The following is a 25,865-nucleotide window of genomic DNA, read 5'->3' on the forward strand; positions in this document are numbered from 1 at the left end:
CCCGTTATTGGTTTGTTGTTTATTGTGTTGCAATAAGTGCATGGCTCCGGTGGCTCTTTCGTCTCACTGCCCCCGGGGGCAGGTAGGTGGGGAGGCGGGGTTCGGGCCTGCGTGATGCGTCACGCGCGGTGCGGCAGGGCAGGCAGGCATGCACGCTGTTTCACGCGGAGCGGTTGTTTCCGCCGGGTGGGGGGCCGCCCAGGGTGCGGGCGTGCGGAAAGAAGCGCCGGGTGCGGGGCGACACGGGGTGCTCGGGCGCGAAGCCGTCTACAATCCGAGGGGCATGGCCGAAAAGCTTGGAGCGATCCTGGTCCGCAAGGGCCTCATCACGCAGGCGCAGCTCGACGAGGCCCTCAAGGCCCAGCTCATCTACGGTGGGCGGTTGGGCACCAACCTCGTCGAACTGGACATCCTCGACATCGACACACTGGCCATGGTGCTGGGGGAGCAGTCTCGCTACCCGGTGGCCCAGGAAGCGGACTTCGAGGCGGTTCCGGATGCGACGCTGGCGTTGTTGCCGGCCGCGCTGGCGGAGAAGCACCTCGCCTTCCCGCTGGGGCAGGAGGGACGGCGGCTCAAGGTGGCGATGGTGAACCCGCAGGAGCTGCGGGACACGGATGCGCTCAGCTTCGCGACCGGGTTGCGCATCGTCCCGTATGTCGCGCCCGAGCTGCGCGTGTATCACTTCCTGGCGAAGCGCTACGACATCAAGCGGGAGGCGCGGTACATCCGGCTGGAGCCCGGAAGGCGTCCGGCTCCGGTCCAGGCCATGGCGGTTCCCGCGGGCGCCGCGCGAGCACCGGCGGCGGCGCCCGCCGTGCCTCCCGCGCCCGTGCGTCCCGCCCCGGACGCCGGGGGAATGTTCGGCGGGCTCGCGCCGGGCCAGTTCCTCAGTGACGATTCGGACGACGAAGGCACCGATACGGGCACGGCACCGCCCGCGAATGTGCTGCCTCCGCCCGCGCCGCCGCAGCTCGCCGCCATGGACGCGTCGCGAGGCGCGCAGGTGCCCGGGGCCACGAGGCCCGCGGCTCCACCCCGGCTCGCGCCCGCCGTGGCGGAGCCGCCCCGGCTTGCCCCTCCCGTCCAGGCGGAGGAAATCGACGTGCTGGAGGCGGACGTGCTGGAGGAGGTCCCGGTGGTCACGGGCGTCGGCTCCGAGCCTCCGGTGTTGGGGGCCGTCGGGGAGCGCGTGCCCGTGGGAGGGCGTCCCGGCTCACCGCCTCGCCTCACGCCGACGGAGATGCCGCGTGTGGCGGTGCCTCCGCAGCTGGCTTCCACCGAGGGGGCTCGGGCCATGCCGCCGCAGCTCGGGCAGGCGCAGGCCGCGCCGCCACGGCTGGCCGCTTCGGTTCCGGCGGAGGCGCCGGTGCCCACGGGCGGCGCGCAGCCGCCGGGCATGGTGGCGCGTCAGGCTGGAGGTCCGGGCGCGATGCCGCCGCAGCCTCCGGTGATGAATCGGGCCCCGCAGGCTCCGGGCATGGCCACCGCGCCGACGCCGCCGCCCGTGATGGGGCAGTCCCGTCCCATGCCGCCGCAGGGTGGGCCCGCCGGGGCGGAAGGGCCGCAGGGACCTGCCGCGTCCATGCCGCCGGGGATGATGGCGAGACCTGCCCCGGCGCAGGCGATGGCGGGGGCCGCCGCGGTGCCGCCCGGAATGATGGGCGCCTCGGGGGCACGGCCTCCTTCGGCGACGGGAATCCCCACTGTGCCGGGGCCTCAGGGGGCTGTTCCGCCGGGCATGGCGCGTCCGCCGACGCCGCCGCCGGGTGCCGCGCAGCCGCAACCCATGCCGCCGCAGGGCGCTGCGCCGCGGCCTCCTGCTGGAGCGCCGCAGCCTCCGGCGATGGCGCGGCCCATGCCTCCGCAGGCAGCGGCGCCACAACCTCCCGGCATGGCTCCCAGGGGCATGTCGCCCACGATGGCGCAGGGTGGGGCGATGGCTGCTCACGCCGGGGGCGCGGTGCCTGCGCAGGCGCCCGCGAACGCGCCCATGGCGACTCCGTCCGGGGCAATGCCTGCTCATGCGGCCGGAGCTGTCTCCTCGCATGCGCCCGCGAACGCGCCCATGGCGACTCCGTCCGGGGCGATGCCTGCACATGCGGCTGGGGCTGTCCCGCCGCAGGCTCCCGCGCACCCGGCCACGCCCCCTCCGTCCGGAGGGATGCCTGCTCAGGCGTCCGGGCCTGTACCTCCGCAGCCATTGGCGAATCCGGCCGCGGTGTCGCCTCAGGGAGCGAGGCCCCCGCAGCAGCCGGGAGCGCCGTCGGGGCCCATGCCCGCGAACGCGCCCATGACGCCTCCGCCGGGAGCGATGTCTCAGGGGGCCCGTCCCCCCGCGATGCCGGGGGCTCCCATGCCTCCGGGCGCCGCGAGGCCGCAGATGCCGCCGGGACAGATGATGCCTGCGGGCGCGGGTGGTCCGCCCATGCCAGGCCAGGCGAGGCCCATGGCGCCGGGCATGATGCCGGGCGCTCCGGTGCCTCCGGGCGCCCCGATGGGCGCGCAGCCGGGAATGCCTCCCCGCCAGGGGCCGCCTCCGGGCGGGCCGATTCCCCCTGCCGGTGCTCGCGGGCCCGGCATGCCTCCGGGGATGCATGGCCCGGGAATGCCGCAGGGCGGTCCGCCCATGCCCGCGCGTCCGTCGCAGTCCGTTCCCGCGGTGGGCATGGCACCTGCCGCGCAGCCTCGGCCCGGAGAGGCCCCGCAGGCCCGTGTGTCCGGTCCTCCGATGGCGGCGCCTCCGGGGATGTCCCAGGTTCCGCCGGGGATGTCGCCCGCGGCTTTGAGGCCTCACGGCCATGCGCCGTCGACCCCGTCCCAGGCCGTTCCGGTTCCAGCGCAGCCACCTGCTCCCGCTTCGGAGGCGCAGGCACCGTCGTCCAGCGTGGACCTCGCCGCCCCCGTACTGTCCCTTGCGACCGGGGACGTGGCGGAGCCAACGCATGTCACGGGCGACCAGCGCCCGGGCCAGTCGCATCCCGCGGAGGCGGGTACTGCGCCGGTGCTCGAGGCCGGGAAGGACGCTGTCGTCGAGCAGGCAGCGCCCCACCGTGACGAGTCCAGCCCGGTTGCGGGGACTGCGCCGGTGCTCGAGGCCGGGAAGGACGCTGTCGTCGAGCAGGCAGAGCCCCACCGTGACGAGTCCAGCCCGGTTGGGAGTACTGCGCCGGTGCTCGAGGCCGGGAAGGACGCTGTCGTCGAGCAGGCAGAGCCCCACCGTGACGAGGCCAGCCCGGTTGGGCCGTCGGACGCCGGAACCCCCGGCACCGCGCGCACGGAACCGGAGGCAGCGGCTCCCACCGGCGAACAGCCGCACGCGTTGAACGCCGAGTCCGCCTCCGCGCCCCTCACACCAGCGGTAGAGGTTCTCGAGGCCAGCGCCGAGCCCGTGATGACGAACCCGGCGGGGCAGGGGGCTGAATCCTCTGCCACCGAGACCGCGCCCGTCGCGATGGACGCGGAATCGTCTGCCCGGACGGACTCGGGGGCCGACACCGATGCTGCCTCCGTGACGACTCGGATGGCAGTCCTCGACATAGCGGTCGAGCCCGCCAGCGTGACCGAGGATGCGGCGCCGGTGTTGCCGGATGCCATGAATCCAGCGGCCGTCACTCAGGGCGAGCCACGTGAAGAGCTCGCGACTGTCGACCTGTCCGCGGAGCCGAGCGAGCAACTCGACGTCGCCGCGGACAGCGAGCCACGGATGGAGACAGAGCGGACCACGGTCTACGGCTTCGCTCTGCCCGCGGATGAGCCTGGCGAGGACGACCCCAGTCTCTCCACGGAGTCGGGCACTTCGGTCGAGGCAGGTGCTCCAGCATCCGTGCTGGTTCTGGACGCGGAGGTTCTCGGCGAAGCGCAGGCCGAAGCCGCACCGTCGCTCCAGGCGGGGGCTGATGCGGACAGCTTGGCGTCCACCTCCGACGCAGGTACGCCGCCAGCCGATGCGCAGCCGGTGATGCAGCAGGGCGAAGGACTCTCGGACTCCCGTGCCACCGCGGAGGCCGAGCCCTCCTCTTCCGAGCACCCCGCTGCGACGGGTGCCGAGGGAGCGCCCCAGCCGGACACGACGCCCCCTCCATCGGTCGTTGCCGCCTCCGAGGACGCAGTCACGGCCCGCGCTGCCGCGGAGCCCGGGTCCACCTCCGAGAGCACCGCTCAGGACTCCGCGCCCGCCGCCACGCTCGGCGCGGACGCGGCGTCCGTGTCTGTCGCCGCGAGTCCCGTGCAGGCCTCGGCCCAGGAGTCCGAGCCCACCTCCGACACCGCCACTCCAGAGGCGCCGGAGCCGGAGCAGGCCGCTCCGCGAGCCCCCATCGAGCTCGACGACCTTCCCGCCTCCTCCGGCGACACGATGGAGCTCGCGTCGACGTGGGAGTTCGTGGGCTGGCAGGGCCACGAGGGCAATGGGACCATCGGCCACACCGCGGAGACGACCTGGGCGGATCGGGCCGTGGACCTCGACGGGCCGGCCGTCGCCGCCGTGCCAGCGGAGCCTCCGGCGTCCGAGGTGCCACTGGCCTCGGCGTGGGACTTCATCCAGCAGCCCTGGCAGCCTCCGGCGGGGCCCTCCGAGCTCGTCACCTCGCTCCTGGCCGCGGCCAGCGCTTCCACGGAGACGCCGTCCGGCGGGCCGTCGGTGACGGCGGAGCAGGTGCTCTCGGCGCTGGACGCCGTGGGGACGCAGGGCACGCTCGGCAAGGTGCTGCTCGCGTACTGCGCGGGACGCTTCCGGCGCGCGTTCCTGCTCGGCGAGAGCCTCGGCCTCGCGCGGGTGGGGCACGCCTGGGGCCCGGGCAGTGACAGCCCGGCGGTGTCCGCGCTCAAGGTCGATCTCGAGGCCCCGTCGCTCCTCACCACGGCGATGGCGGGCACCGGCCCGAGCGTCTTCAACGCTCCGAGCTGCGCACAGGACGAGGCCATCTTCTCCGCGCTCGGCGAGACCTCCTCGCGGTTGCTGGTCGTCGCCCTCCGGAGCCGGGGCCGTCCCGTCGCCTTCGTCGTGGCGGACTCCGGCTCGGAGCCCGTCGACAGCGCGCTCCTCGAGGACCTCGCCCGCGTCGTCGACAAGGCGTCCGAAGCCTACGACCGCCTCCCCGCGTACCGGGGCGAATGACCCGGACCTCTCCTCGCCAGCGAACCCGCGACTCGAGGGGAGGGCAGAAACGCGGAAGGGCCCCGGAGCCAGTCTCTCCGGAGCCCTCCTCACTTCACGCGCGTCGCGCGAGGCTCAGCTGCAGCCGCTGGTGGCGCCGCAGTTGCCGCACTTGTAGCAGGCCCCGCTGCGCACCATGATCGCGCCGCAGGTGTGGCACGGCGGGGCGTCCGCCTGGTTGAGCCACGTGCTGCGCAGCCCCGAGACGGGGAGGGCGGGCGCCACCACCTCGGCGGGCAGGGCCTGCGGGGTGGGCGCCGCCTCCACCGGAGACGCCAGCACCGCGTCCTCGCTCTCGTCCTGCTTCGGCAGGAACTTCAGCTCCAGCCACCGGAAGATGTAGTCGGTGATGGACTTGGCGATGGGGATGGCCGGGTTGCCCGTGAAGCCGCTGGGCTCGAAGCGGGTGTGGCTGAGCTTGTCGACCAGCACCTTCAGCGGCACGCCGTACTGGAGCGCCAGGGACACGCTGGTGGCGAAGCTGTCCATCAGCCCGCTCACCACCGAGCCCTCCTTCGCCATGACGACGAACAGCTCGCCCGGCGTCCCGTCCTCGTACATGCCCACCGTCAGGTAGCCCTCGTGGCCCCCGATGGAGAACTTGTGGGTGATGGACCGGCGCTCGTCCGGCAACCGGCGGCGCACCGCGCGCGGCTCGGGCTTCACCGCCGGCTGCACCTCCGGCGCGGGCGCCCTGGCCTGCGGGGTGTCCTTCACCGCGTCCTTGGACGTGTTGAGCGGCTGCGTCCGCTTGCAGCCGTCGCGGTACACGGCAATGGCCTTCAGGCCGCGCTTCCACGCCTCCAGGTACGCCTTCTCGATGTCCTCCACCGTCGCGTCGGACGGCATGTTCACCGTCTTGGAGATGGCGCCGGAGAGGAACGGCTGGCAGGCCTCCATCATCTGGATGTGGCCCATCCACCCGATGCTGCGCTGGCCGCGCGCCGGCTTGAAGGCGCAGTCGAACACCGGCAGGTGCTCGGGCTTCAGGTGCGGGGCGCCTTCAATCGTCTCCTGCTTGTCCAGGTAGCTGATGATGTCCTGCGCCTGGGTCTGCGGGTAGCCCAGCTTCTCCAGCGCCAGCGGCACCGTCTGGTTGACGATCTTCAGCATGCCGCCGCCCACCAGCTTCTTGTACTTGATGAGCGCGATGTCCGGCTCGATGCCGGTGGTGTCGCAGTCCATCATGAAGCCGATGGTCCCCGTGGGGGCCAGCACCGTCACCTGGCTGTTGCGGTAGCCGTGCGCCTCGCCGAGCGCCAGCGCCTCGTCCCAGGCCGCCTTCTGCGCCGCGTACAGGTCCTCGCCCACGCCCTCCGGAGCGATGTGGTACGCCGCCTTGCGGTGCTTGCGGATGACGCCCAGCATGGGCTCCGCGTTCTTCGCGTAGCCGGCGAACGCGCCCATCTTCTCCGCCAGCCGCGCGCTCATCGCGTACGCCTCGCCGCACATCAGCGACGTAATCGCCCCCGCGTAGTTGCGGCCGGCGGGCGAGTCATACGGCAGGCCCGTGGCCATCAGCAGCGCGCCCAGGTTGGCGTACCCCAGGCCCAGCGGCCGGTAGTCGTGGCTGTTCTTCTCGATGCGCTCGGTGGGGTAGCGCGAGGAGCCGACGATGATTTCCTGCGCCGTCAGCATGATGTCGACGGCGTGCTTGAAGGCCGTGACGTCGAAGCCGCCGTCGATGGTGCGGAAGTGCATCAGGTTCAGGGACGCCAGGTTGCAGGCCGAGTCGTCCAGGAACATGTACTCCGAGCACGGGTTGGACGCGTTGATGCGCGCCGTGCCCGAGCACGTGTGCCAGTTGTTCACCGTGGTGTCGAACTGGAGTCCCGGGTCGCCGCACAGGTGCGCCGCCTCGGCGATCTCCCGGAACAGCTCCCGGGCCCGGTACGTGCCCATGGGCCGGCCGTCGCGCACGGCCTTCGTCGTCCACGTGCCGTCGCTCACCACCGCCTTCATGAACTCGTCGGTGGCGCGCACCGAGTTGTTCGAGTTCTGGAAGAACACCGACGAGTACGCCTCGCCGTTGAAGGACGGGTCATACCCGGCCTCGATGAGCGCCCAGGCCTTCTTCTCCTCGGCGGACTTGCAGCGGATGAACTCGAGGACGTCCGGGTGGTCCGCGTTGAGGATGACCATCTTCGCCGCGCGGCGCGTCTTGCCGCCGCTCTTGATGACGCCGGCGAAGGCGTCGAAGCCCTTCATGAAGGACACCGGGCCGGACGCGGTGCCGCCGCCCGCCAGGAGCTCCTTGCTGCCGCGGATGGAGGACAGGTTGCTGCCCGTGCCGCTGCCGTACTTGAAGAGCATGCCCTCCGTGCGCGCCAGCGACAGGATGGAGTCCATGTTGTCCTCCACGCTGTTGATGAAGCACGCGGAGCACTGCGGCTGCGACTCCACGCCCACGTTGAACCAGACGGGCGAGTTGAACGACGCCTTCTGCCGCAGCAGCAGGTGCGTCAGCTCCGCGTGGAAGGTCTCCCGGTCCGTCTCCGTCGCGAAGTAGCCGCCCTTCATTCCCCAGTCGGTGAGCGTGTCCACCACCCGGGCCACGAGCTTGCGGACGCTCGACTCGCGCTCCGGCGTGCCGGGCGTGCCGCGGAAGTACTTCGACGCCACGACGTTCGTCGCCAGCATCGACCAGGACTTCGGCACCTCGATGTTCTTCTGCTCGAAGACGGCCTTGCCGTCCTCTCCGGTGATGCTGGCGCTGCGGTATTCCCACGCCAGCTCATCCGCGGGGTCCACTCCCGGCGTCGTGAAGAAGCGCTCCACGGACAATCCCGTGGCCGCTGCCCGCCCCTTTCGCCCGTTGCGTCGCTCCTTCCCGTTCACCGACGGTTTCGAGCTCAGCTCCTTGTCCATGTCACCTGCCTCCGCGGGGTTCACTGAGAGTCCTGATGCAAAACTTTGCAAAACGCCAAAGCCGCGAGATCGCTCAAGATCCGGGAGGCGGGTCGCGAGCAGTCGCGAGGGGCCTCCGAGCGGGCTCGGGAAGCGGTTCGAGGGGCGCGGCGCGCCGGAATCTGTCCTGGGAAGGTGCCCGCCTGCCCGGCGGGCGAGGCGATCAATACGACGCTCGTGGCAACCCCGTCAAAGAATCGGCCCATACAATGAATAGTGCTGGGCATCATCACACCCACCATGAATTGTGGCTCACGCACGAAGAGGGCGGGTTGCTACGGCTGGCTGCCTGCCTGTAGCGACGGCGGGCGGGGACGGCCGATCTAAAGCCATGCGCGCGCGCTAGCAAGAGGTGCTTTGCAATGGCAGAGGCCATATGGCGAGCCATGTAGCGTCACTCCTTCGCAAGCGAGCGTGATCACTGGGAGACGTTTGCTGGAAGTGTGTGCACGGATCTTTCCCCCGCCTAGTGGCCTGGCCAGAAAGCGGTGCCCGGGGCCGGTGGCGGGCGGTCCGGTGGTGAACGAGGGCGTCGATTTCACGCCTCTGTCGCGTTAGGAGGCGGACATGCCTCCTCCGTTCAAGCGCCACGTCTTCGTCTGCACCAACCGCCGCCCGGAAGGGAACCCCAAGGGGTGTTGCGCCAGCAAGGGCGCGGAGGAGGTGCGCGCCGCCTTCAAGGAGGAGCTCGACAAGCGCGGGCTCAAGGGCGGCATGCGCGCCAACGCGGCGGGGTGCCTGGACACGTGCGCCTTCGGCGTCTCCGTCGTCGTCTACCCCGAGGGTACCTGGTACGGCGGCGTGAAGGTGGAGGACGTGCCGGAAATCGTGGACCAGCACCTGGTCAACGGCCGCCCCGTGGAGCGGCTGATGATGCCGTTCTCCCGCAAGGAGAAGGCGGGCGGCTGACGCCCGTTACGTTCGCTCGCCCCGATTCAGCTGACCGGGTGGCGTCAGGCCTCGCGGGGGCGCCCGAGCCGCCAGCAGAGCGGCATCAACGCGGCGGCGATGGCGGCCTTGAGCAGCGCGCCCGGGACGAAGGGCAGGAAGCCCTTCGCCAGGGCCGTGTCGACATCGAGCCGGGCTACGACGGCAAGCCAGGGCACGCCGACGGCGAAGATCACCAACTGGCCGGCGACGAAGAGGGGCAGGGCCTTCCACGGAGACCGGTCCAGACCGCGCTGCGCGGCCAGCCCCACCAGGAAGGCCGCCGGGATGAAGCCCACCAGGAAGCCGCCGGTCGCCCCGAGGACGGTTTCGATGCCACTGGCGGCGCGTGAGTAGAACGGCAGTCCCACCGCTCCCATCACGACATAGGCCAGCTGCCCCAGCATGCCGCGCAGCGGCCCGAGCGCCGCGGCGGTGAGCATGACCGCGAGCGTCTGGCCCGTGATGGGCACCGGGGAGCCAGGCACCGGAACAGCGAGCTGCGAGAGGCCCGCGGTGAACAGGGCCGCGCCGAGCACGAGCATCACGTCATGCGCCCGGGTGTGAGCGACCCGGTCGGCCAGGACCACGGGCTGGGGTTGGGCGATGGGGGCAGCGGGCAAGAGGGACCTCCGGAGCCGGTCATACAGAAGCGGCGGCGCGGCCTCGGGAGAGGTCCACACCGCCGCTTCGGGAAACGGCTTCGCTGTTCGCGGTGACTACCGGCGGCGGCCGAGCAGCCGCAGGATGGCGAGGAACAGGTTGATGAAGTCCAGGTAGAGCGTCAGCGCGCCGACGATGCTCACCGTCGCGGCGCTGCTGTAGCCCGTGCTGGCGTGCATCTGTCGCAGCTTCTGGGTGTCGTACGCCGTCAGGCCCGCGAAGACGATGACGGACGCGCACGCGACGACGAAGGACACGGCGTCACTGCGCATGAACATGTTGACCAGGCTGGCCAGCACCACGCCGATGAGGCCCATGAAGAGGAAGGTGCCCCAGGCGCTCAGGTTCTTCTTGGTGACGGTGCCGTAGATGGCCATGGCGCCGTAGACGCCCGCCGTCAGGAAGAACGCCTGCGCGATGCTGCCCGCCGTGTAGACGAGGAAGAGGATGGACAGCGTCATCCCCGTGAGCGCCGAGTAGCCGAGGAACATCGCCGCGGCCACCGCGCCCGACAGGCGGGGCGCGAGGAACGACAGCGCGAACACCACGCCGAGCTGCACGAGCAGCAGGGGCATGCTCCAGTTCATCACCGTCCGCAGCAGCGCATCATTGCTGACCGTCACCAGCGCCGTCACGCCGGTGAGCATCAGCCCGGCGAACATCCAACCGTGGACGCGCGTCATGAACGCGCGCTGCGACTCCTGCACGAGGACGGAGTCCACCGAGGCGCTCTCGGCCGCCTGCCATCCCGAAGTTTCCCAGGCCATGAACCTTGGTCCTTTCATGCCGGGGAAGGGCCCCGGCGACGCGCCCTTATAACGCGTCCGGCCGGGGCGTGCGCACGCCCCGGCCGTCTGTAGCTCCGCTTAAATGGCCTTCCACGCCATCAAAAGCTTGGAGGCCACTTCCGTGGTGATGAGCGGCAGCACGCCACCGCCGCCGACGATGTTGACGATCTCCGACATGGAGCCCCGGCAGACACCTCCCCAGGCGGGCTGGCGGGCGAGCCCCACCGAGGCGTACGCGGAGTAGTCCACGAAGAAGGACGCGGGAAGCACGGTGCCGTTGGGCTCGCAGAGCAGGTGGTCCTCCGGAGGGCTGTCCACCACCTCCTGCACCACGAAGCCACCGCCCTTCGGGTCCGCGGCGGCGCGGGCGCACAGCTCCGGCCATCCGAGGGGCTCGCCGTAGGCGGCCTTCACCCGCTCCGTGTAGGGCACCGTGCCCGTCGAGCGGCCCAGGAACACGGCCTTGCCGCCGTAGTCCCACGAGCGCTTGAGGACGAAGCGCGCCGGCTCCGCGGCCACCAGGGCCACCAGGTCCTCCACGCGCCCGCCGTCCGGACCGATGGCGGGGCCAGGACGGAACACTCGCGTCCACGGCACCGAGGCGCGCACCGCCTCCAGCTCGTCGGCGGTGAGGCCCGCGGCCTCGGCGAGCCGGGGCTCGGACAGGGCCTGCGACAGGCGGGCGAACGTCGACTTCACCTCCATCTGCGAGGCGGGCGGGTTGAGGAACACCGCCTTCTTTCCCGGCACCACGCCCAGGAAGTCCTCCACCCACGGCGAGGGCGTCTCCTCCAGCCGCCGCACGAAGAGGTGCCGGTACACCAGGTCGTACTTCTTGCCATTCACGACGAAGGCGTCGTCACCGGAGACCTCGTCCGGGTGCACCACGTCCGCGTCCGCGCCGAACTCGCGGAAGCGCTCGCACAGCCAGCGCAGCTCCGAAATCTGCGCGTCATTGCGCCGGCACAGCAGGGCCACCGTGTCCGGCAGCTTCCCGTCGCGCTCGGCCGCGTACCCGTCCAGCAGCGCCCGGTACAGCGCCAGCGTGTTGCTGCCATTGAGGGCGAGCAGCGCGTGCAGCGCCTTCTCCGGGTAGCGGAAGTAGCGGCCCACCACCTCGATGAAGGTGCGCGCGGCGATGTCGCTGTAGCCCTGCATCGCGGGGATGGTGGCGTTGACCTCCAGCGCCCAGGGCTTGCCGCCGGCGACGAAGTAGTCCACGCGGGTGGTGGCCAGCCGGGAGGACTGGCGCCAGGTGCGCTCCGCGAGCGAGCGCTCGAGCGGGGAGAGGGCGCCCAGCAGGTCCTCCGCGTCGGGGCCGCCGAGGATGGCCCGCGACAGCTTCGCCGTGGCGGACGCGAGGTGCGCGGACAGCTCCGCGCGGCGGCGGATTTCCGCGGCGTCCAGCACCACGGGGGTGGCGGTGATGGGGATGGGCCGGGTGGTGCCGTCCTTCTGCGTCACCGCCAGGCCCCGCTTGTACGCGAGTTGGGCCAGCTCGGGCGCGATGTGGCGCGCCTGGCTCCGCAGCACGTCGATGAACTCTTGCACTGAAGTCCTGACCTCGAAGAAGCGCCCGGTCCGCCCGGGCGCGAGCAACCTACGCCCGGAGGGGTTCTCGGGTCCACGGTGTGATGTGGCTCCGCCCCTCCTGCAAGCCTGTTCCCGGTAGTCAGCGGAGACCCGGACACGCCACGATTGCTCCCTCGCCCGGAGGGCGGGCGCCAGCGGGTGGCTCCCGGTCCTTCGTTTGTTTCCCGCACAGGAGGCTCGGTCATGAGCAGCATGGTCAGCGGTGGGCAGCTCGTCGCGCGGATGCTGAAGAAGGAAGGCGTGCGGCACATCTTCACGCTCTCCGGGCTGCACGTGGCCCCCATCTACGCCGCATGCGTGGAGGAGGGCATCGCCATCATCGACACCCGGCACGAGCAGGCCGCCGCGCATGCCGCGGACGCCTATGCGCGGCTGACACGCGGCGTGGGCGTGGCGGTGGTGACGGCGGGCCCCGGCGTGACGGACGCGCTCACCGGCGTGGCCAACGCGTACGCGGCCAGCTCGCCCATGCTGCTGCTGGGCGGCGCGGCGCCGACGTTCAACCAGGGGCGCGGCGCGCTGCAGGAGATGGAGCAGGTGGACCTGTTCCACCGCATCTCCAAGTGGTCGGACCGCGTGCCCACGCCGGAGGCGGTGCCGCACTTCCTGGCGAAGGCCTTCCGCGTGGCGCTCTCCGGCCGCCCCGGGCCGGTGTTCCTGGAGCTGGCGTGGGACGTGCTCTGCAACGGCGTGGAGGAGGAGTCGCTGCGCATGCCGGAGCGCTACCGCACGGACGCGCGCGTGGCACCGGACCCGCGCAAGGTGGACGAGGCCCTGGCGCTGCTGCGCGCCGCCGAGCGTCCGGCCCTGCTCGCGGGCTCCTCCGTGTACTGGGATGGCGCCTGGGACGCGCTGCGCGCCTTCGCGGAGCGGGCCCAGGTGCCCGTGTTCCTCAACGGCGCGGGCCGTGGCTGCCTGCCGGCGGGGCACCCGCTCTTCTTCCAGCACTCGCGCAAGGAGGCGCTGAGCGGCGCGGACGTGGTGTTCGTCATCGGCACGCCCTTCGACTTCCGCCTCAACTACGGCGCGGAGCCCACCTTCAGCGCCGAGACGAAAATCGTGCAGGTGGACATCGACCCGACGGAGCTGGGCCGCAACCGCCCCGTGGAGGTCGGCCTCGTGGCGGACAGCTTCAGCGCGCTCACCGCGCTGGAGGCGGGCGCCGACCGGGCGCGGCGCGACACGCTGCTCGCCACGCTGCGCGAAGGAGAAGCGCGCCGCCAGGCCGCCATCGACGAGTGGGCGCGCAGCGACAGCACGCCCATCCACCACTACCGGCTGGCGAGGGAGCTGTCCGACGTGGCCAATGCCGCGGGACAGGACCCGGTGTTCATCGCGGACGGAGGAAACTGGGTTGCAATGGCGGCCAAGGTACTGGAGCTGAAGCGGCCGGGACGGTGGTTGGATCCGGGCCCGCTGGGCTGCCTGGGTGTCGGGGCTCCGTTCGCGCTCGCGGCCAAGGTGCTGCACCCCGAGCGCACGTGCTGGGTGGTGCAGGGCGACGGCTCGTTCGGCCTCAACGGCTTCGACTTCGAGACGGCGGTGCGCTTCAAGCTGCCCATGGTGTGCGTGGTGGGGAACGACGCGGCGTGGGGGCAGATCCGCCTGCCGCAGGTGCAGATGTTCGGCGAGGACAAGTCGCCCGCCACGCTCCTGTCGCCCACCCGCTACGACAAGGTGGTGGAGGCGTTCGGCGGCCATGGTGAGTACGTCACGGAGCCGAAGCAGATCCGCCCCGCGCTGGAGCGGGCACTGGCCAGCGGCACGGTGGCGTGTGTCAACGTGCTGCTGGACCCGGACGGCCCCGTGAAGGCGGGTGCGATGGGGTACGCCGTGTGAGGGGTTGAAACAGTCCGGCTTGCAGCCGCGGTCTGTCTGGCTTAAAACCGCAACCGGATATCACCTGGGAACCCGTTGACGTGAGCCGCTCCACCCGCCGCCTGCCCGTGAGTCTCGTCCGGTCGCGCCTCCTGGCGCTGCCGCTCGTGCTCGTGTGTGCGCTGGCGTACGGGAGCAGCGTCCTCCACCACGCCCTGGTCCAGCACACCACGTGTCTGGAGCACGGCGAGGTGGTCCACGTCGACACCTCCGGTGAGCACGCGGTGGCGCAGGTCGAGGACTCCTTCGACGACGCCCGCGTCGCCTCCCGGAGCGAGGCCGCCGAGTCGCACGGCGCCGAAGCCCACTGTGTCCATGCCTTCAACCGCCGGGAGACACCTCCTCCGGCGGAGGGCACCACCCTCCTGGCGGTGATGCCCACCCGCTCCGCGCCGGCGCTGGCCGTGTTCCGCTTCCATTCGGAACCCGTCGCCCGGCTGCACCTCGCGCCCAAGGCCTCTCCGCCTCGCGCCTGAGGCCCGGGGAGTGCGTTTCTCCGTGAGGCATTGTCATGCCTCGTGGAGTGTGTCGCTCACGGACGTCCCATGCCCGTCGCCCGCCTCGTGCGGGTCGCGTAGGCACGGGCTCCCTGGCGCCGCCGCGCTCTGAAGCCATCTCCCGAGCCTCCTGGCCACGCCGCCGGCCTCACCCAAGCATTCCAGGTTCGCCGCGTCCGCGCTGGCGCCGCCCTCACCGGCGGTGTCCGGAACGGCGTGTCGGGCCTGGCCCACCCGCAGTCCATCCACGTGGAGTAACACCATGAACAAGAAGCTCCTTGCTGCCCTCCTGATGTCCACCGCGCTGCTCGCCGCCGCCTGCGGCGATGACGAGGAAGAGGGGGAGAACGTCGACGTCGAGGGGTGCGAGCACCTCCAGGAGGGGCCGGCCACCGCCGTCACCGCCACCCTCACCGGCACGCCCCCGGCGGTGAGCAATGACCACCGCCGCTACGACATCACCCTGGTGGACGGCACCGGCGGCAAGACGGGCTCCGTGTCCTTCGCCGCGGCCGAGGCCACCGACTACATCATCTTCACCAGCGCGGACGTGGCCCTCACCGTCACCAACTCCAGCGGCGCGGCGGTGGAGATCGAGGAGAGCACGAAGAGCTCCTCCCAGTGCACGGACATCAAGGGCCGCCACGTGGTGCCCATGACGGTGGGCACGCACACCCTGGCCTTCGGTCCCACCACCGCGTCGTCCGTCTCCATCGTCATCGAGGAGGCGGCGCACGAGGACCACGAGTAGGCCGGGCTTCAACGCCTCGGGTCTCGTACCCCCAACACCCGGGGCCGGCGGATGCGCCGGCCCCCTTTCCAGGAGAGACGACGATGGGTGCCTTCCAGCAGTTCCTGACCGAGAAGCAGATTTCCCAAGACACGCTGCTGCGCCTGTCCCGGCAGCTCGAGGCCCATGGCGACGCGGACCGCGTCCTCGTCCGCAAGCGGGCCGGCAAGCGCCGCGACAAGGAGACGCAGGGCAAGAGCTACCAGGAGCTGGAGCTCGGCAAGCCGAAGAGCGGCCGTGGCGTGAGCTCGCAGCAGCTCCAGGCCGCGCTGGGTGACCAGCCGCTGCCGCCCCGCGTGCGCGGCAAGCTGGTGCGCGCCGTCAACGCCGTGCTGACGAAGAACGGCGGCGGCGCGGTGGATGCCGTCGCGCTGTTCGGCGCGGTGCCGGTGCGCCGCGGCGGCACGGCGAAGAAGGCCGCGAGCTGAGCGTGAGGCGCCCCATGCCCGGCCAGGACGCTTCCACCGTGTTGCCCTGCGAGCTCCTCCGCGACGGAGAGCGTCTGTTCGACGCCTCCATGTGGTGCCTCGGCAGGGATGTGCTGTGTCCCGAGGGGAACCTCCTCGCGCGGCGGGGACTCGTCCGCCACGCGCGTCCCGAAGGCGTGGAGGGGCAGAGCGCGTACACGGTGGACCTGCCGGGCGGTGGGCGCCTCGTGCTGTGGGGCTTCGGCGTGCTGTGTGAGTGCGGAGAGGCCGTCTTCGTTCCGAGGGACGGCTTCTCTCCGCGCATCCTGGAGGCGGCGCCCGCGCGGCCTCCCTTCCGTGCCTGCGACCTGGGCCCGTGGCGAGAGCCCGCCACGGCGGAGGAGCGGCGCTCGGCGCGCGCGGGATTGGTGTCACTGGCCGGGTGGCTCGCCGGCCATGAGGAGTGGGTGGCGCGGGAGCTGGGGCCGGACTGGAGGCGCACGTGCCTGGCGGCGCGTCGCAAGGCTGCTCCGGTCGCGGCGGAGGCGCTGGCGACCGCCTGGCGGCGGCTCGGCTCGCGCATCCGCTCTCTGGATTCTGGATTCAACGCCTGTAACGCCCCGGTCTCCGGGGCCTGAGGAGGACACCATGCTGGCGCGACTGCTCCGAGCCGACGAACCGTCCATCTACGTCCATGTCCCCTGGGAGGACGTCGCGGACGAGGCGCTGCCGCCTCCGCCCCTGCGCGAGGGCCTGGGCACCGCGCACCTGGAGGTGAGCACCCGCGAGCCGCTGGCGCAGGCGTACTTCGACCAGGGCCTGCGGCTGCTGCACCTGGGCTGGGGCGAGGAGGCCCGCCGCGCCTTCGCCGAGGCGGCGCGCAGGGACTCCGGACTGGCCATGGCGTGGTGGGGGCTCGCCCTGGCGCGTGGCGCGGGTGCCCGGTTCGCCGGCGCGCGCGCGGAGGCCACCCGCCGCGCGCTGGCCTTGAGCGAGGGCGCCACGGACGTGGAGCAGCGCTACGTCGTCGCCGCCAGCCTGCTGGCGGACAAGGGGCCCGCCAACGGCCGCCATGCCTTCGTGCGGGACATGGAGTGCCTCATCGACCGCTACCCCGAGGACGCCGAGGCGCGGCTGCTGCTGGCCGGCTTCCTCCTCGACGGCTACGAGCCGGACGGCCGCCCCGGGCAGGGACAGCCCTACGCGCAGGCCCTGCTACGTGAGCTGCTGCGCACGCACCCGGACCACGCGGGTGTGCACTGCGCGTGGGTGCACGCCATGCTGCACAGCGCCCGGCCCGAGGCCGCGCTGGAGAGCGCGAGGAAGCTGGTGCGGCTCGCGCCCGCGGCCAGTCCGGCGCTGCTCGCCGCCGGCCGGCTCCTGCATCGGGTGGGGAAGGTGGACGAGGCGCGCCGCGCGCTGGAGGCCGCGGTGGCGGCGGACGACGCGTGGCTCGCGGGGGAGCACCTGCCGCACACGGCGGCTCCGAGCGCCGAGACCGCCATGCGGCTGCTCAGCCAGGGCTGCGCGGAAGCGGGGCAGTACACCGAGGCCCAGGCGTGGGCCCGCCGCCTGCGGCACCGTGTGGAGGAAGCGGGGCGCGAATCCCAGGCGCTGCTCGTCCACCGCCGCGCCGAGGCGGTCCGGGACACCGAGGCCCTGTCCGGATTCCTCCCTCAGCACCGCGTGGATGGCGCGGGGAGCGAGCCCCAGGCCCTGCTCGGTCAGGGCCGCGCAGAGCCGGGCCAGCACACGGACATCCCATCCTCGGCTCACCGCTCACGTGACCTCGTGGAGGGCGCTGGGAACCAGTCCCAGGTGCTGCTCGGCCAGCACGCCGGCCTCCGTCCGCCGCACCGCGTGGATGGCGCGGGGAGCGAGCCCCAGGCCCTGCTCGGTCAGGGCCGCGCAGAGCCGGGCCAGCACACCGACCTTCGTCCGTCGCACCGCGGGGAGAGCGCGGGGAGCGAGCCCCAGGCGCTGCTCTTCGCGGCCATCACCATGGTGTCCACGCACCTGCGCTTCGGCTTCTGGCGCGCGGCGGCGGACGTGCCCATGGAGCTGCCGGAGTCCGCCCCGCTGGCCGTCCGGGCGCTGCGCGACGGAGTCCGCCTGTACACGCGCGGGGTGAGCGCGCTCGAGGCGGGGAAGCTGATGGAGGTGGAGCGCGCGTGTGACGCGCTCGATGCGCTGCACCCGCCGCTGTCGGAGGAGCGCCGCTCGGAGGGACGCCTGCTGTGCCCCCGTGATGTGGCGCGGGTGGTGGAGGTGGCCGCACAGGAGCTGCGCGGCTCGCTGGAGGCCCGCCGGGGCGACGCCGGCCGTGCCGAGGCCACGCTGACGCGGGCCGTGCGCCTGGAGCGCCGTCTGCGCGCCGCCGGCCCCGCGCCCTTCTCCCGCTCGCCGCGCGAGGCGCTGGCCCGCCTGCGGCTGCGCTCGGAGCGCGAGGACCGGGCGCTGTCCCTGGCCCGGACGCTGGTGTCGGAGCGGCCCGGCTGCGGCCACTTCCGGCTGCTCGCCGCCGAGGCCCAGGTGGCCCTGGGCGCCTGGGACGACGCGGTGGCGGACTTCACCGCCTTCCTCGACTGCTGGCGTGACGCGGACCCGCACCTGCCGGAGCTGCGTCGCGCACGGACCTTCATCGCCGGCCGGGGCCGCGTCCTGCGTCTCGTCCACTCCTCCGACGTCCCGACGCCCCTGGAGGCGGGGGCCCCGGCCTTCCGGGTCCTGGAGACGGTGTCTTGCTGACCGCCGCTTCGAACACGACGGAGACCTCCCGCTGGGACGGCGTGGGACAGCTCGTCTCCGCGCTGTGCATCGCCCACTGCGTGCTGCTGCCCGTGGTGCTGGCCCTCCTGCCGGTGGCCCTCGCGGAGGTGCTGGAAGCCGAGGCCGTCCACCACGGCCTCCTGGCACTGGTGGCGGTGAGTGCGCTCGCCGCCTTCGTCCCGGGTTGGCGCCTCCACCGCCGGGCGTCCGCGCCACTGCTCGCAGTGCTCGGCATGGCGCTGCTTGCGGGCGGGGCCTTCGGCGTGCCGGAGGATGCCGCCGGGCCCTGGGAGACGGTCCTCACATTCGCTGGCGGCCTGGTGATGGCGCTGGCCCATGGCCGCAACCGGACGCTGTGCCGCGACTGTTGCCCTCCCGAACCGGCGTGAGCGGGAGCGTCGTCCCCGAGTGGTGCCGTACGCCCGCCGCTTGACGGACCGGAGCCGTTCGCGCGAGGAGGAGGGCATGCCCACCTTCCGCCTCAAGTTGGACGAGACCGCGCTGCTCATCGTGGACATCCAGGAGCGGCTGACCGCCGCCATGGACCGTGATGCGCTGGACCGGATGCTCATGCGCACCAACGCCGCCATCGAGGGGGCGCGGGCGCTCGGCGTCCCCATCATCCTCACGGAGCAGTACCCCAAGGGCCTGGGCCCCACGCACTCGCTGGTGCGCATGCGCCTGGGCGACGTGAAGCCCCTGGAGAAGCTGGAGTTCAGCGCGGCCGTGCCGGAGGTGCTGGCCGCGCTCGGCTCGCGGCGGCAGGTGCTGGTGGCCGGCATGGAGACGCACATCTGCGTCTTCCAGACGGTGCGCGACCTGGCCGAGCGCGGGCTGTCCCCCTTCCTGCTGGCGGACGCGGTGCTGTCGCGCTCGGCGGAGGACCGGCGGGTGGGGCTCGACTTGTGCCGCGACGCGGGCGCCCACGTCGTCACCGTGGAGGCCGCGCTGTTCGACCTGCTCGGGCGCGCCGGCACGCCCGAGTTCAAGAAGGTCTCCGCCGCGGTCCGCTGATTGACCGCCGCCTAGAAAATGGGCGGATGCTCGACCATTGGCGGGGCCGGGCGGATGCCCGACGGCGGAGGCGGCGTCAGGTCCTTGGACACGGCGGGCAGCGACGGCGTCAGCGCGCCCACATAGAGCAGGCCATGGTAGCCCTCGGGCGTGGGCGTCTCGAAGGGCCGGACGAACGGCGTCTGTCCGGCCTCGGCTGCTACCCGTTCGGAGGGCGAGGCGCCGATGTAGCCGCACTGGAGCTTCCCGGCCCGGTTCAAGTCACAACCCCAGCGCGTGCCCTGGGCGTAGCTCATCTCCAGCACCACGAGCCGCCCCTGGTTCAGGTGGGACGCCATGGGCTTGAAGTTCTGGTCCCACGGCGTGCCGGCGACGGTTCGCGTGTGTGTGTTGCCCGCCAGCACGACGTGGACCTCGTCGGGATGGGCCGCGCGGCGGTCGGCCCACACCTTCGCCAGCGCGGCGTCGCGCTCGCTGCCGCTCGCCACGTCCGTGTCATAGGCCACCAGCGTCACGCGCAGGCCCGCGGCGCGCATGGCGCGCACCCGGTCGATGAGGTCGAAGATGGCGCGGCTGCTGCGGCCATCCTGATAGGGCCGCTGCCAGAAGCGGCCTTCCAGCAGCGCGTCCTGGTCCACCGGGGCGCCGGGGCTGGCCAGGTAGCGCTCCAACCGCTCCTGCTCGGTGCGCGGAATGGACAGGCCGAGCACCACGGCGTGTCCCGCCTCGGCCGTCTGGCACACCACGTTGCCCACCACCGCGGGCGCCTCGCGCGAGCCGAGCTGCTCGCCGATGAGCAGCGTCAGGCCCGGGTGGAACAGCTCCGACAAGCCCCGCACCGTGTCCCCGCAGCGGTGCGTCTTCGGGTCCACGTCCTTCCACCGCGCCAGGTAGAACGCCTCGTCCCGCACGGGCGTGGGCAGCGGGTCCTGCTGGATGTTGCCGCTCACCACCTCGATGGACGGGTTCGACTCCAGGCGCAGCGTCAGGGCCTTCTCCAGCTCCAGGTCGCGTTGGCCCTTCGTCGCCATGCGCATCTCCGGCAGGTCCGCGCCCCCCCTGGCGAGCTGGGTCCGTCTGAAGCGCGGGTCGGCCGTCATGTAGTTGATCTCCTTGACCATCCTCCACCAGGGGGAGCTTCCGTTCTCGGCGACGTTGTCCACCGCGTGGAAGGACATGCGGAAGATGCGGACCACGGACTGTCTCGGCCCCACGGCGATGCCCGTCACCAGGTAGCGCGAGTACGCATCCGTGCCGGTGCTTGGGCGGTCCGGCACCTCCCACGTGGTGAGGAGCTGGTTCGGGTCCTGGGTCTCCTCGAAGGTGTACCCCTTCGAGGCCAGCAGCTCGCGCGCGGTGTCCATCGCCTCGGACAGCGGCTTCTGGAAGACGTGTTCGTACTTCGGCGTCTGGGACTGTGCGGTACGCGGTGCGTGCGCACAGCCGACTCCCACCACCACGAGCAACAGCGTCAGCCAACGGACGTTCATCGAAGTTCCCCCGGCAGCACCGGAAAACGAAGTCTTCCGAAGGAACGCTACGACGGGCGTCGTATATCGCGGGCGGGCGCCGAGTCCTGGCGCCCGCCCGTGCCGCGGGCTCAGCGTGCCCGCTGGAACAGGCCCATGAGGGAGCGCAGGCCCATGGCCACGGCGACCAGGACGCCGGCGAGCACCGTCTGCGAGCCGCCCACGGGGAAGTCGAAGAAGTAGGCGAAGAGGTAGCCGCCCACGCCGGAGATGGCGCCCGCGAGGGTGGCGACGAAGAAGGTCCAGGGCAGCCGCAGCTCCAGCATCAGCGCGGCGATGGCGGACAGTGTCGAGAAGGCGAACACCGGCAGCGCGCCCAGGGCGCGGGCACACACGCCCACCATGACGCCGATGGACACCATCAGCGCACCGTCCAGCAGGCGCACCGGCAGGCCCTGCACCAGCGCGCCAATCCGGTCGAAGCTGGCGAAGGTGATGCCCCGGTACCACCACAGGTGCAGGACCATCACCACCGCGCCGGCGATGGCCACGGTGTGGAGCTGCTCGGGCGTCACCAGCACCGCGGTGCCGAAGAGGATGCCCTGGATGTCATGGGCCTCCTGGGCGATGCGGTCGCCCACCAGCACCGCCGCGCCTCCCGCCAGCGCATATGCGAGGCCGAGCAGGCTCTCGCGCGTCAGCCGCAGCTTCGTGGGCTCCGTCATGAGGAGCAGGGTGGCCGCCAGCGCCATCAGGGTGGCGCCGACGACGGGCTCCACGTGCATGCCCAGGTGGATGCTCGCGTAGAAGGCCAGGGCCACGCCAAGGCCCGCGGACTGGGCCACGGCGGCGCTGACGAACACCATGCGCCGCAGCACGACGTAGACGCTCAGGAAGCCCAGCACGCCCCCGGCGATGAGGGCGCACAGCAAGGGGTCCCTGAACAGCTCGAAGCCGGCCAGGAACTCGTCCCACTTCGAGGGTTCAGCGAGCATCGGGTCCACGGTGGGGTCCCTCGGGTGCCTTGTGGCAGTACTCGTCGCCGTACTGGCGGCGGAAGGCGGGGTGGCAGAATACTGTCTTCGCGTCGCCCACCACGAAGGCGGACGTCTCGCGGTCCACGAAGAACAGGATGTCGGCGTGCTCGGCGGCCACCTCCAGGTCGTGGACCACCACCACCACGCCCAGGCCCCGCTTGCGCGCCAGCGCGCACAGCCGCTGCATCGTCTCGCGCTCGGCGACGGCGTCCATGGCGGCGGTGGGCTCGTCCAGCAGCACCAGGTCCGCCTCCGTGGCGATGAGCCTCGCCAGCAGCGTGCGCTGCTTCTGGCCCTCCGACAGCTCGCGGTACGGCCGCGGGGCAATGGCCCTGGCCCCCGAGGTCTCCAGCGCCTTCTCCACCGCGTCGCGGTCCACCTTCCGGGAGAACGGCCACAGGAAGCTCCACCCGCGCAGCCGGCCCCAGGACGCCAGCTCCCGCGCCCGGATGGGCAGCAGCGAGTCGATGGCCGACGTCTGCGGCACGTACGCGCTGCGCATGTCCGGCGAGGCGCGGGTGATGCTGCCGGACACGGGCTGGATCATCCCCAGCAGCGTCTTGAACCACGTGCTCTTGCCGGAGCCGTTGCGGCCCACCACCGCCACGAACTGGCCGCGCCGGATGACCATGTCGATGGGCGGCAGCATGGGCTTGTCGTTGTAGCCGATGACCAGCTTCTCGCAGGTGAGCAGCGGCTCGCCCGGCGTGAAGGTGGGCGGCACCTCGTGCTCGAAGGCCTGCGGCTCCTGTACGTCACCGGTCTTCACGCTGTACCTCCGCTTCGGGCTCCAGCGCCGCCAGGGCCTCCAGCACCTCGCGCCGGAGGGCCTCGTTCTCCGGCGCGCCCAGGTCCACCACGCCGTCGTCGCCGGGCTTGGCGGCGGCCCAGTCCAGCCCGTCGAAGAGGGTGGGGGTCATCACCAGCGCCAGCGCCAGCTTCACGCGCGGCTCGTTCTCGCGGTCCGAGGGGACGTCCAGCACCCCGTTCAGCGTCACCAGGGGCTCGGCCTCCTCCTCGCCTTCGCCTCCCTCCACCGCGAGGTCCAGGCGGAAGGGGCGCTCACCCTGGAAGCGAGGGGTGGCGCGGTTGTCGCGCACGACGCCCTGGAGCCGCAGCGCCGTCACGTCCCACCGGGCGCGAGTCACGGTGGTGCGCGGCAGCTCGCAGTCCGGCTCGCACTCCGGCTCGCGCATCTCGGACGCCAGCAGGTCCAGCTCGTCGTCCACGTGCAGCGCGGCCACCGTGGTGGGCGCGGTGGCGCCCCCGCCGTTCATCTCCGCCTGGATGTCCTCGTAGTCCACCAGCGCGCCGTCGTCGCGGTGGCAGTGCCCGCCGTGACACAGGCTGTAGCCGGGCGGAGGGTTGGCCGGGTCGAACGTGCCGCCGGTGCCACCGCCACCGCCGCCACTGCTGCCGGAGGTGAGCAGCGCGACGTGGTCCACGCCCAGGGCCGCGGCGTCCAGGCGCACCTGGAAGTCGGAGGCGAGCTGCTGGAAGCCGTTGCCCGCGTCACGCGAGGGCAGGGGCGTGTACCCGGCGCTCACGGTGGGCTCCAGCACGGCGAAGCCCTCGCCCGCGTCCAGCGCGCAGCCGGACAGCACCAACAGGGGAAGAAGCAGTCGTGCCTTCATGGCTCAGCTCCCCTTTCCGGCGAGCGCCTTCTCCAGGCGCTCCACCAGCTCGTTGACGTGCTGGATGTACGTCTCGCCCGCGCGGAAGTCCGTGCCACCGTGGACGGTGACGAGCGGGGCGGGAATCTTGGAGGCCACCAGCTTCGCGGTGGTGTCCGGGTAGTAGCTCTCGATGAGCACCAGGCGCGCCTTGCGCTGCCGGCCCTGGGCGAGCACGCCCGCCACGTGGGACGGGTTGGGGGGAATGCCCGGCTTGGGCTCCAGGAAGGCGATGGGTTCGAAGCCCAGCCAGTCCGCCAGGTACGCCGTCGTCCGGTGGTAGGCGATGACGGGCGCGCCCTTCAGCCCGGCCAGCCGCTTCTCCCAGCCCGCGCGCGCCTGCTCCAGCTCGGCGGTGAACTTCGCCAGGTTGGCGCGGTAGGCCGCCGCGTTCTTCGGGTCGAGCTGCACGAGGCGGTCGGTGATGCCGATGGCCACCGCCAGCGCCTGCCGCGGGTCATAGAGGTAGTGGGGGTTGCCGCCCGGGTGCACGTCACCCTGGCTGCGGTCCACCTTGCCCGGAGGAATCTCCAGGATGCGGGGGAACTGCGAGGCGTTGAGGAAGCCGGAGCCGCCCACCTGGATGCGCGGGTTGCGCGCGCCAATCTGCAGCGTGGGCAGCCAGCCAATCTCCAGGTCCAGGCCGATGGAGATGAGCAGGTCCGCGCGGTTGAGGGCCAGCGCGAGGTTGGGCTTGGCGTCCACGAAGTGCGGGTCCTGGCTGGACAGCGCCAGCGACTGCACCTGGACGTGCTCTCCACCCACTGCCTTGGTGAGCGCGGCCAGGTCCGGCACGGTGGTGACGACGTTGAGGGCCGCGCGGGCGGGCGCGGCGGCGAGGAACGAGATGGCGGCGCACAGGGCCGCGAGGAGACGGAAGTGTCGCATGGGGCAGAGCTCCTGTGAGGCGGGTTAGAACGCGTGGGCGCCGTGGGCGCCGGTGACCAGCTCGAGGGCGAGGAAGACGGAGTAGTCCGGCGACTCGCGCCAGCCCACCCGGTCGGTGGCGCCCTGGAGGCGCAGGCGGGAGAACTCGGTGGGCCAGAAGGTGACGTTGGCGGAGATGCGCTGCCGGTCCTCCGTCCAGTCCGGGTCCAGCGGGTCGGTGACGACGTCGCCGCTCTCGCCGCGCGCGGGCGTGCCCAGCTCGTAGCGCAGCGCGGTGGCCCACCGCTGGGAGAAGCGCCACGCCCCCTGGGCGTAGGCGCTGAAGTCGGTCAGCACGTCGTCCGGCACCTGGCGGCGGCGGTAGAAGCCCTCCGCCTGGAAGGTGATGAGCGTGGTGTTGCCGCCGTCGGTGATGGGCCGGTAGCGCAGGTACACGTCCGTGCCGTACACGTCCGTGCGGTTACGGTAGCCGGTGGCGTTGGGGCCGGTGGCCGCGGACAGGCCCCACATCAGCGACAGGTCGTCCGACAGCGGGAAGAATTGCTTCAGGATGCCGGTGAGCTGCAGGTCCAGCGGCGACTGCACGCGCTCGGCCGAGGCGCCGAAGAAGCTGCGCGCGGTGGACTCACCCGTGGCGTCCGTGGCGCTGCCGATGAGCTCCACGTACCAGGGCAGCGGCGTGAGCCAGGACAGCTCCGTGCCCAGGCCGCGGTTGCCCTCGCCGCCGAAGACGCGGCCCAGGGCGAACGGCTGGTCCACGAAGTCCCACGCATGCGGGTGGGTGGGGTTGAGGCGGCCGAAGCGCGTGAGGAACTGGCCCGCGCGCACCTGGAGGTTGGCGGGCAGCGCCAGCGTGGTGCCGTACGCCTCTTCAATCTCCACCCCGAACTGGCTGAAGACGAGGTTGCCGTCGAAGCGGAAGTACGGGTCCACCACCGAGCCGATGGACAGCTCCAGCTGCTGGAGGTTGAAGCCGTTCTTCGCCGGGTCATGCCCGCCGGTCTGCAAGGGCTCCTTGGAGCTGAAGCCCGCGGCCGCCACGTCCAGGATGAAGCTCAGGTCCAGGAAGTTGGCGCCGCTGGTGCTTCCCACGCCCGGCAGGGAGAGAGCGCTGCCCCCTGGCGACGACTGGGGCGCGCTGGCGGTGCCGGTGGGCGCGTTCTGCTGCGCCTCCCGTGCATCGCTCCCCAGCGCTTTCTGAATCTCCTCCAATTCCTCCGGGCTGAGCTCGGCGGGGGCCTCTCCGGCCTCGCCCGCGCCGGGCGTGCCCGAGTCGGGCGCCGTGGCGGACTCCTGGGCAACGGCGCTGGCGGAGGACAGGAGGGTGATGACGGTAACGATGATGAAGGCGTCGCTGGGACGCCGTGACACGGTGAACACCTGGGATGCTCCTCATACGGACGCCCG

Annotated in this window: 20 protein-coding genes; 10 read left to right on the forward strand and 10 right to left on the reverse strand. The window is 72.0% G+C overall.

The genetic code is table 11. From position 1 onward, the window contains the following. The first annotated feature begins 283 nt into the window (after positions 1–283). Positions 284–5,119, forward strand: a complete 4,836-nt coding sequence (locus K8638_RS44820; RefSeq protein WP_305071142.1) for a hypothetical protein — start codon at positions 284–286, stop codon at positions 5,117–5,119. 114 nt (positions 5,120–5,233) lie between these two features. Here K8638_RS44820 and K8638_RS05140 read toward each other — a convergent pair whose 3' ends face one another. Beyond that, positions 5,234–8,026 carry a vitamin B12-dependent ribonucleotide reductase gene (locus K8638_RS05140; RefSeq protein WP_223753268.1) on the reverse strand — a complete coding sequence of 931 codons (2,793 nt, stop codon included), beginning with the start codon at positions 8,024–8,026 and terminating at the stop codon, positions 5,234–5,236. A gap of 606 nt (positions 8,027–8,632) precedes the next feature. Here K8638_RS05140 and K8638_RS05145 point away from each other — a divergent pair. Then, positions 8,633–8,974 carry a ferredoxin gene (locus K8638_RS05145; protein ID WP_223753269.1) on the forward strand — a complete coding sequence of 114 codons (342 nt, stop codon included), beginning with the start codon at positions 8,633–8,635 and terminating at the stop codon, positions 8,972–8,974. A gap of 44 nt (positions 8,975–9,018) precedes the next feature. On the opposite strand, the gene K8638_RS05150 is transcribed toward K8638_RS05145, so the two are convergent. From K8638_RS05150 to K8638_RS05160, 3 genes are all read right to left on the reverse strand, one after another. Then, positions 9,019–9,537: a biotin transporter BioY gene (locus tag K8638_RS05150; RefSeq protein ID WP_223753410.1), complete on the reverse strand. Its 519-nt coding sequence runs from the start codon at positions 9,535–9,537 to the stop codon at positions 9,019–9,021. Between the two features lie 174 nt (positions 9,538–9,711). Beyond that, positions 9,712–10,422, reverse strand: coding sequence for a Bax inhibitor-1/YccA family protein (locus tag K8638_RS05155; protein ID WP_223753270.1), 711 nt, complete (start codon positions 10,420–10,422; stop codon positions 9,712–9,714). Positions 10,423–10,521: 99 nt separating this feature from the next. Then, positions 10,522–11,994 carry a hypothetical protein gene (locus K8638_RS05160; protein ID WP_223753271.1) on the reverse strand — a complete coding sequence of 491 codons (1,473 nt, stop codon included), beginning with the start codon at positions 11,992–11,994 and terminating at the stop codon, positions 10,522–10,524. Positions 11,995–12,219: 225 nt separating this feature from the next. Here K8638_RS05160 and K8638_RS05165 point away from each other — a divergent pair, with 225 nt between their 5' ends. From K8638_RS05165 to K8638_RS05200, 8 genes are all read left to right on the forward strand, one after another. Then, the gene (locus K8638_RS05165) at positions 12,220–13,875 is read left to right on the forward strand and encodes a thiamine pyrophosphate-binding protein (RefSeq protein ID WP_223753272.1); all 1,656 of its coding nucleotides are present in this window, start codon (positions 12,220–12,222) and stop codon (positions 13,873–13,875) included. A gap of 80 nt (positions 13,876–13,955) precedes the next feature. Further along, positions 13,956–14,390: a hypothetical protein gene (locus K8638_RS05170; protein WP_223753273.1), complete on the forward strand. Its 435-nt coding sequence runs from the start codon at positions 13,956–13,958 to the stop codon at positions 14,388–14,390. Between the two features lie 283 nt (positions 14,391–14,673). Continuing rightward, positions 14,674–15,162, forward strand: coding sequence for a hypothetical protein (locus tag K8638_RS05175; protein WP_223753274.1), 489 nt, complete (start codon positions 14,674–14,676; stop codon positions 15,160–15,162). Positions 15,163–15,245: 83 nt separating this feature from the next. Next, positions 15,246–15,629 (forward strand): hypothetical protein, encoded by a 384-nt coding sequence (locus K8638_RS05180; RefSeq protein WP_223753275.1) that lies wholly within the window; start codon positions 15,246–15,248, stop codon positions 15,627–15,629. Positions 15,630–15,643: 14 nt separating this feature from the next. Then, positions 15,644–16,246 carry a hypothetical protein gene (locus tag K8638_RS05185; RefSeq protein WP_223753276.1) on the forward strand — a complete coding sequence of 201 codons (603 nt, stop codon included), beginning with the start codon at positions 15,644–15,646 and terminating at the stop codon, positions 16,244–16,246. A 10-nt stretch (positions 16,247–16,256) separates the two neighbouring features. Beyond that, on the forward strand, positions 16,257–18,356 hold the full coding sequence (locus tag K8638_RS05190; protein WP_223753277.1) for a tetratricopeptide repeat protein: 2,100 nt from the start codon (positions 16,257–16,259) through the stop codon (positions 18,354–18,356). Further along, on the forward strand, positions 18,350–18,766 hold the full coding sequence (locus tag K8638_RS05195; protein WP_223753278.1) for a MerC domain-containing protein: 417 nt from the start codon (positions 18,350–18,352) through the stop codon (positions 18,764–18,766). The genes K8638_RS05190 and K8638_RS05195 overlap by 7 nt, the downstream gene beginning before the upstream one ends. A gap of 76 nt (positions 18,767–18,842) precedes the next feature. Further along, a complete protein-coding gene (locus K8638_RS05200; RefSeq protein WP_223753279.1) occupies positions 18,843–19,391 on the forward strand; it encodes an isochorismatase family protein in 549 nt (182 codons plus the stop codon). An 11-nt stretch (positions 19,392–19,402) separates the two neighbouring features. Here K8638_RS05200 and K8638_RS05205 read toward each other — a convergent pair whose 3' ends face one another. From K8638_RS05205 to K8638_RS05230, 6 genes are all read right to left on the reverse strand, one after another. Next, on the reverse strand, positions 19,403–20,881 hold the full coding sequence (locus K8638_RS05205; protein ID WP_223753280.1) for a hypothetical protein: 1,479 nt from the start codon (positions 20,879–20,881) through the stop codon (positions 19,403–19,405). A 110-nt stretch (positions 20,882–20,991) separates the two neighbouring features. Next, positions 20,992–21,864 (reverse strand): metal ABC transporter permease, encoded by an 873-nt coding sequence (locus tag K8638_RS05210; protein ID WP_223753281.1) that lies wholly within the window; start codon positions 21,862–21,864, stop codon positions 20,992–20,994. Further along, a complete protein-coding gene (locus K8638_RS05215; RefSeq protein WP_223753282.1) occupies positions 21,845–22,666 on the reverse strand; it encodes a metal ABC transporter ATP-binding protein in 822 nt (273 codons plus the stop codon). Before K8638_RS05215 ends, K8638_RS05210 begins: the two co-directional genes overlap by 20 nt. Further along, positions 22,653–23,531, reverse strand: a complete 879-nt coding sequence (locus K8638_RS05220) for a hypothetical protein (protein ID WP_223753283.1) — start codon at positions 23,529–23,531, stop codon at positions 22,653–22,655. Before K8638_RS05220 ends, K8638_RS05215 begins: the two co-directional genes overlap by 14 nt. 3 nt (positions 23,532–23,534) lie before the next feature. Further along, positions 23,535–24,458 carry a metal ABC transporter substrate-binding protein gene (locus tag K8638_RS05225; RefSeq protein ID WP_223753284.1) on the reverse strand — a complete coding sequence of 308 codons (924 nt, stop codon included), beginning with the start codon at positions 24,456–24,458 and terminating at the stop codon, positions 23,535–23,537. Positions 24,459–24,482: 24 nt separating this feature from the next. After that, entirely contained in the window at positions 24,483–25,838 is a 1,356-nt protein-coding gene (locus tag K8638_RS05230) for a zinc-regulated TonB-dependent outer membrane receptor (protein WP_223753285.1), read from the reverse strand. Positions 25,839–25,865: the final 27 nt, after the last annotated feature.

Origin of the sequence: Myxococcus sp. RHSTA-1-4 (assembly GCF_020037125.1) — a bacterium.
Taxonomy (GTDB): Bacteria; Myxococcota; Myxococcia; order Myxococcales; family Myxococcaceae; genus Myxococcus.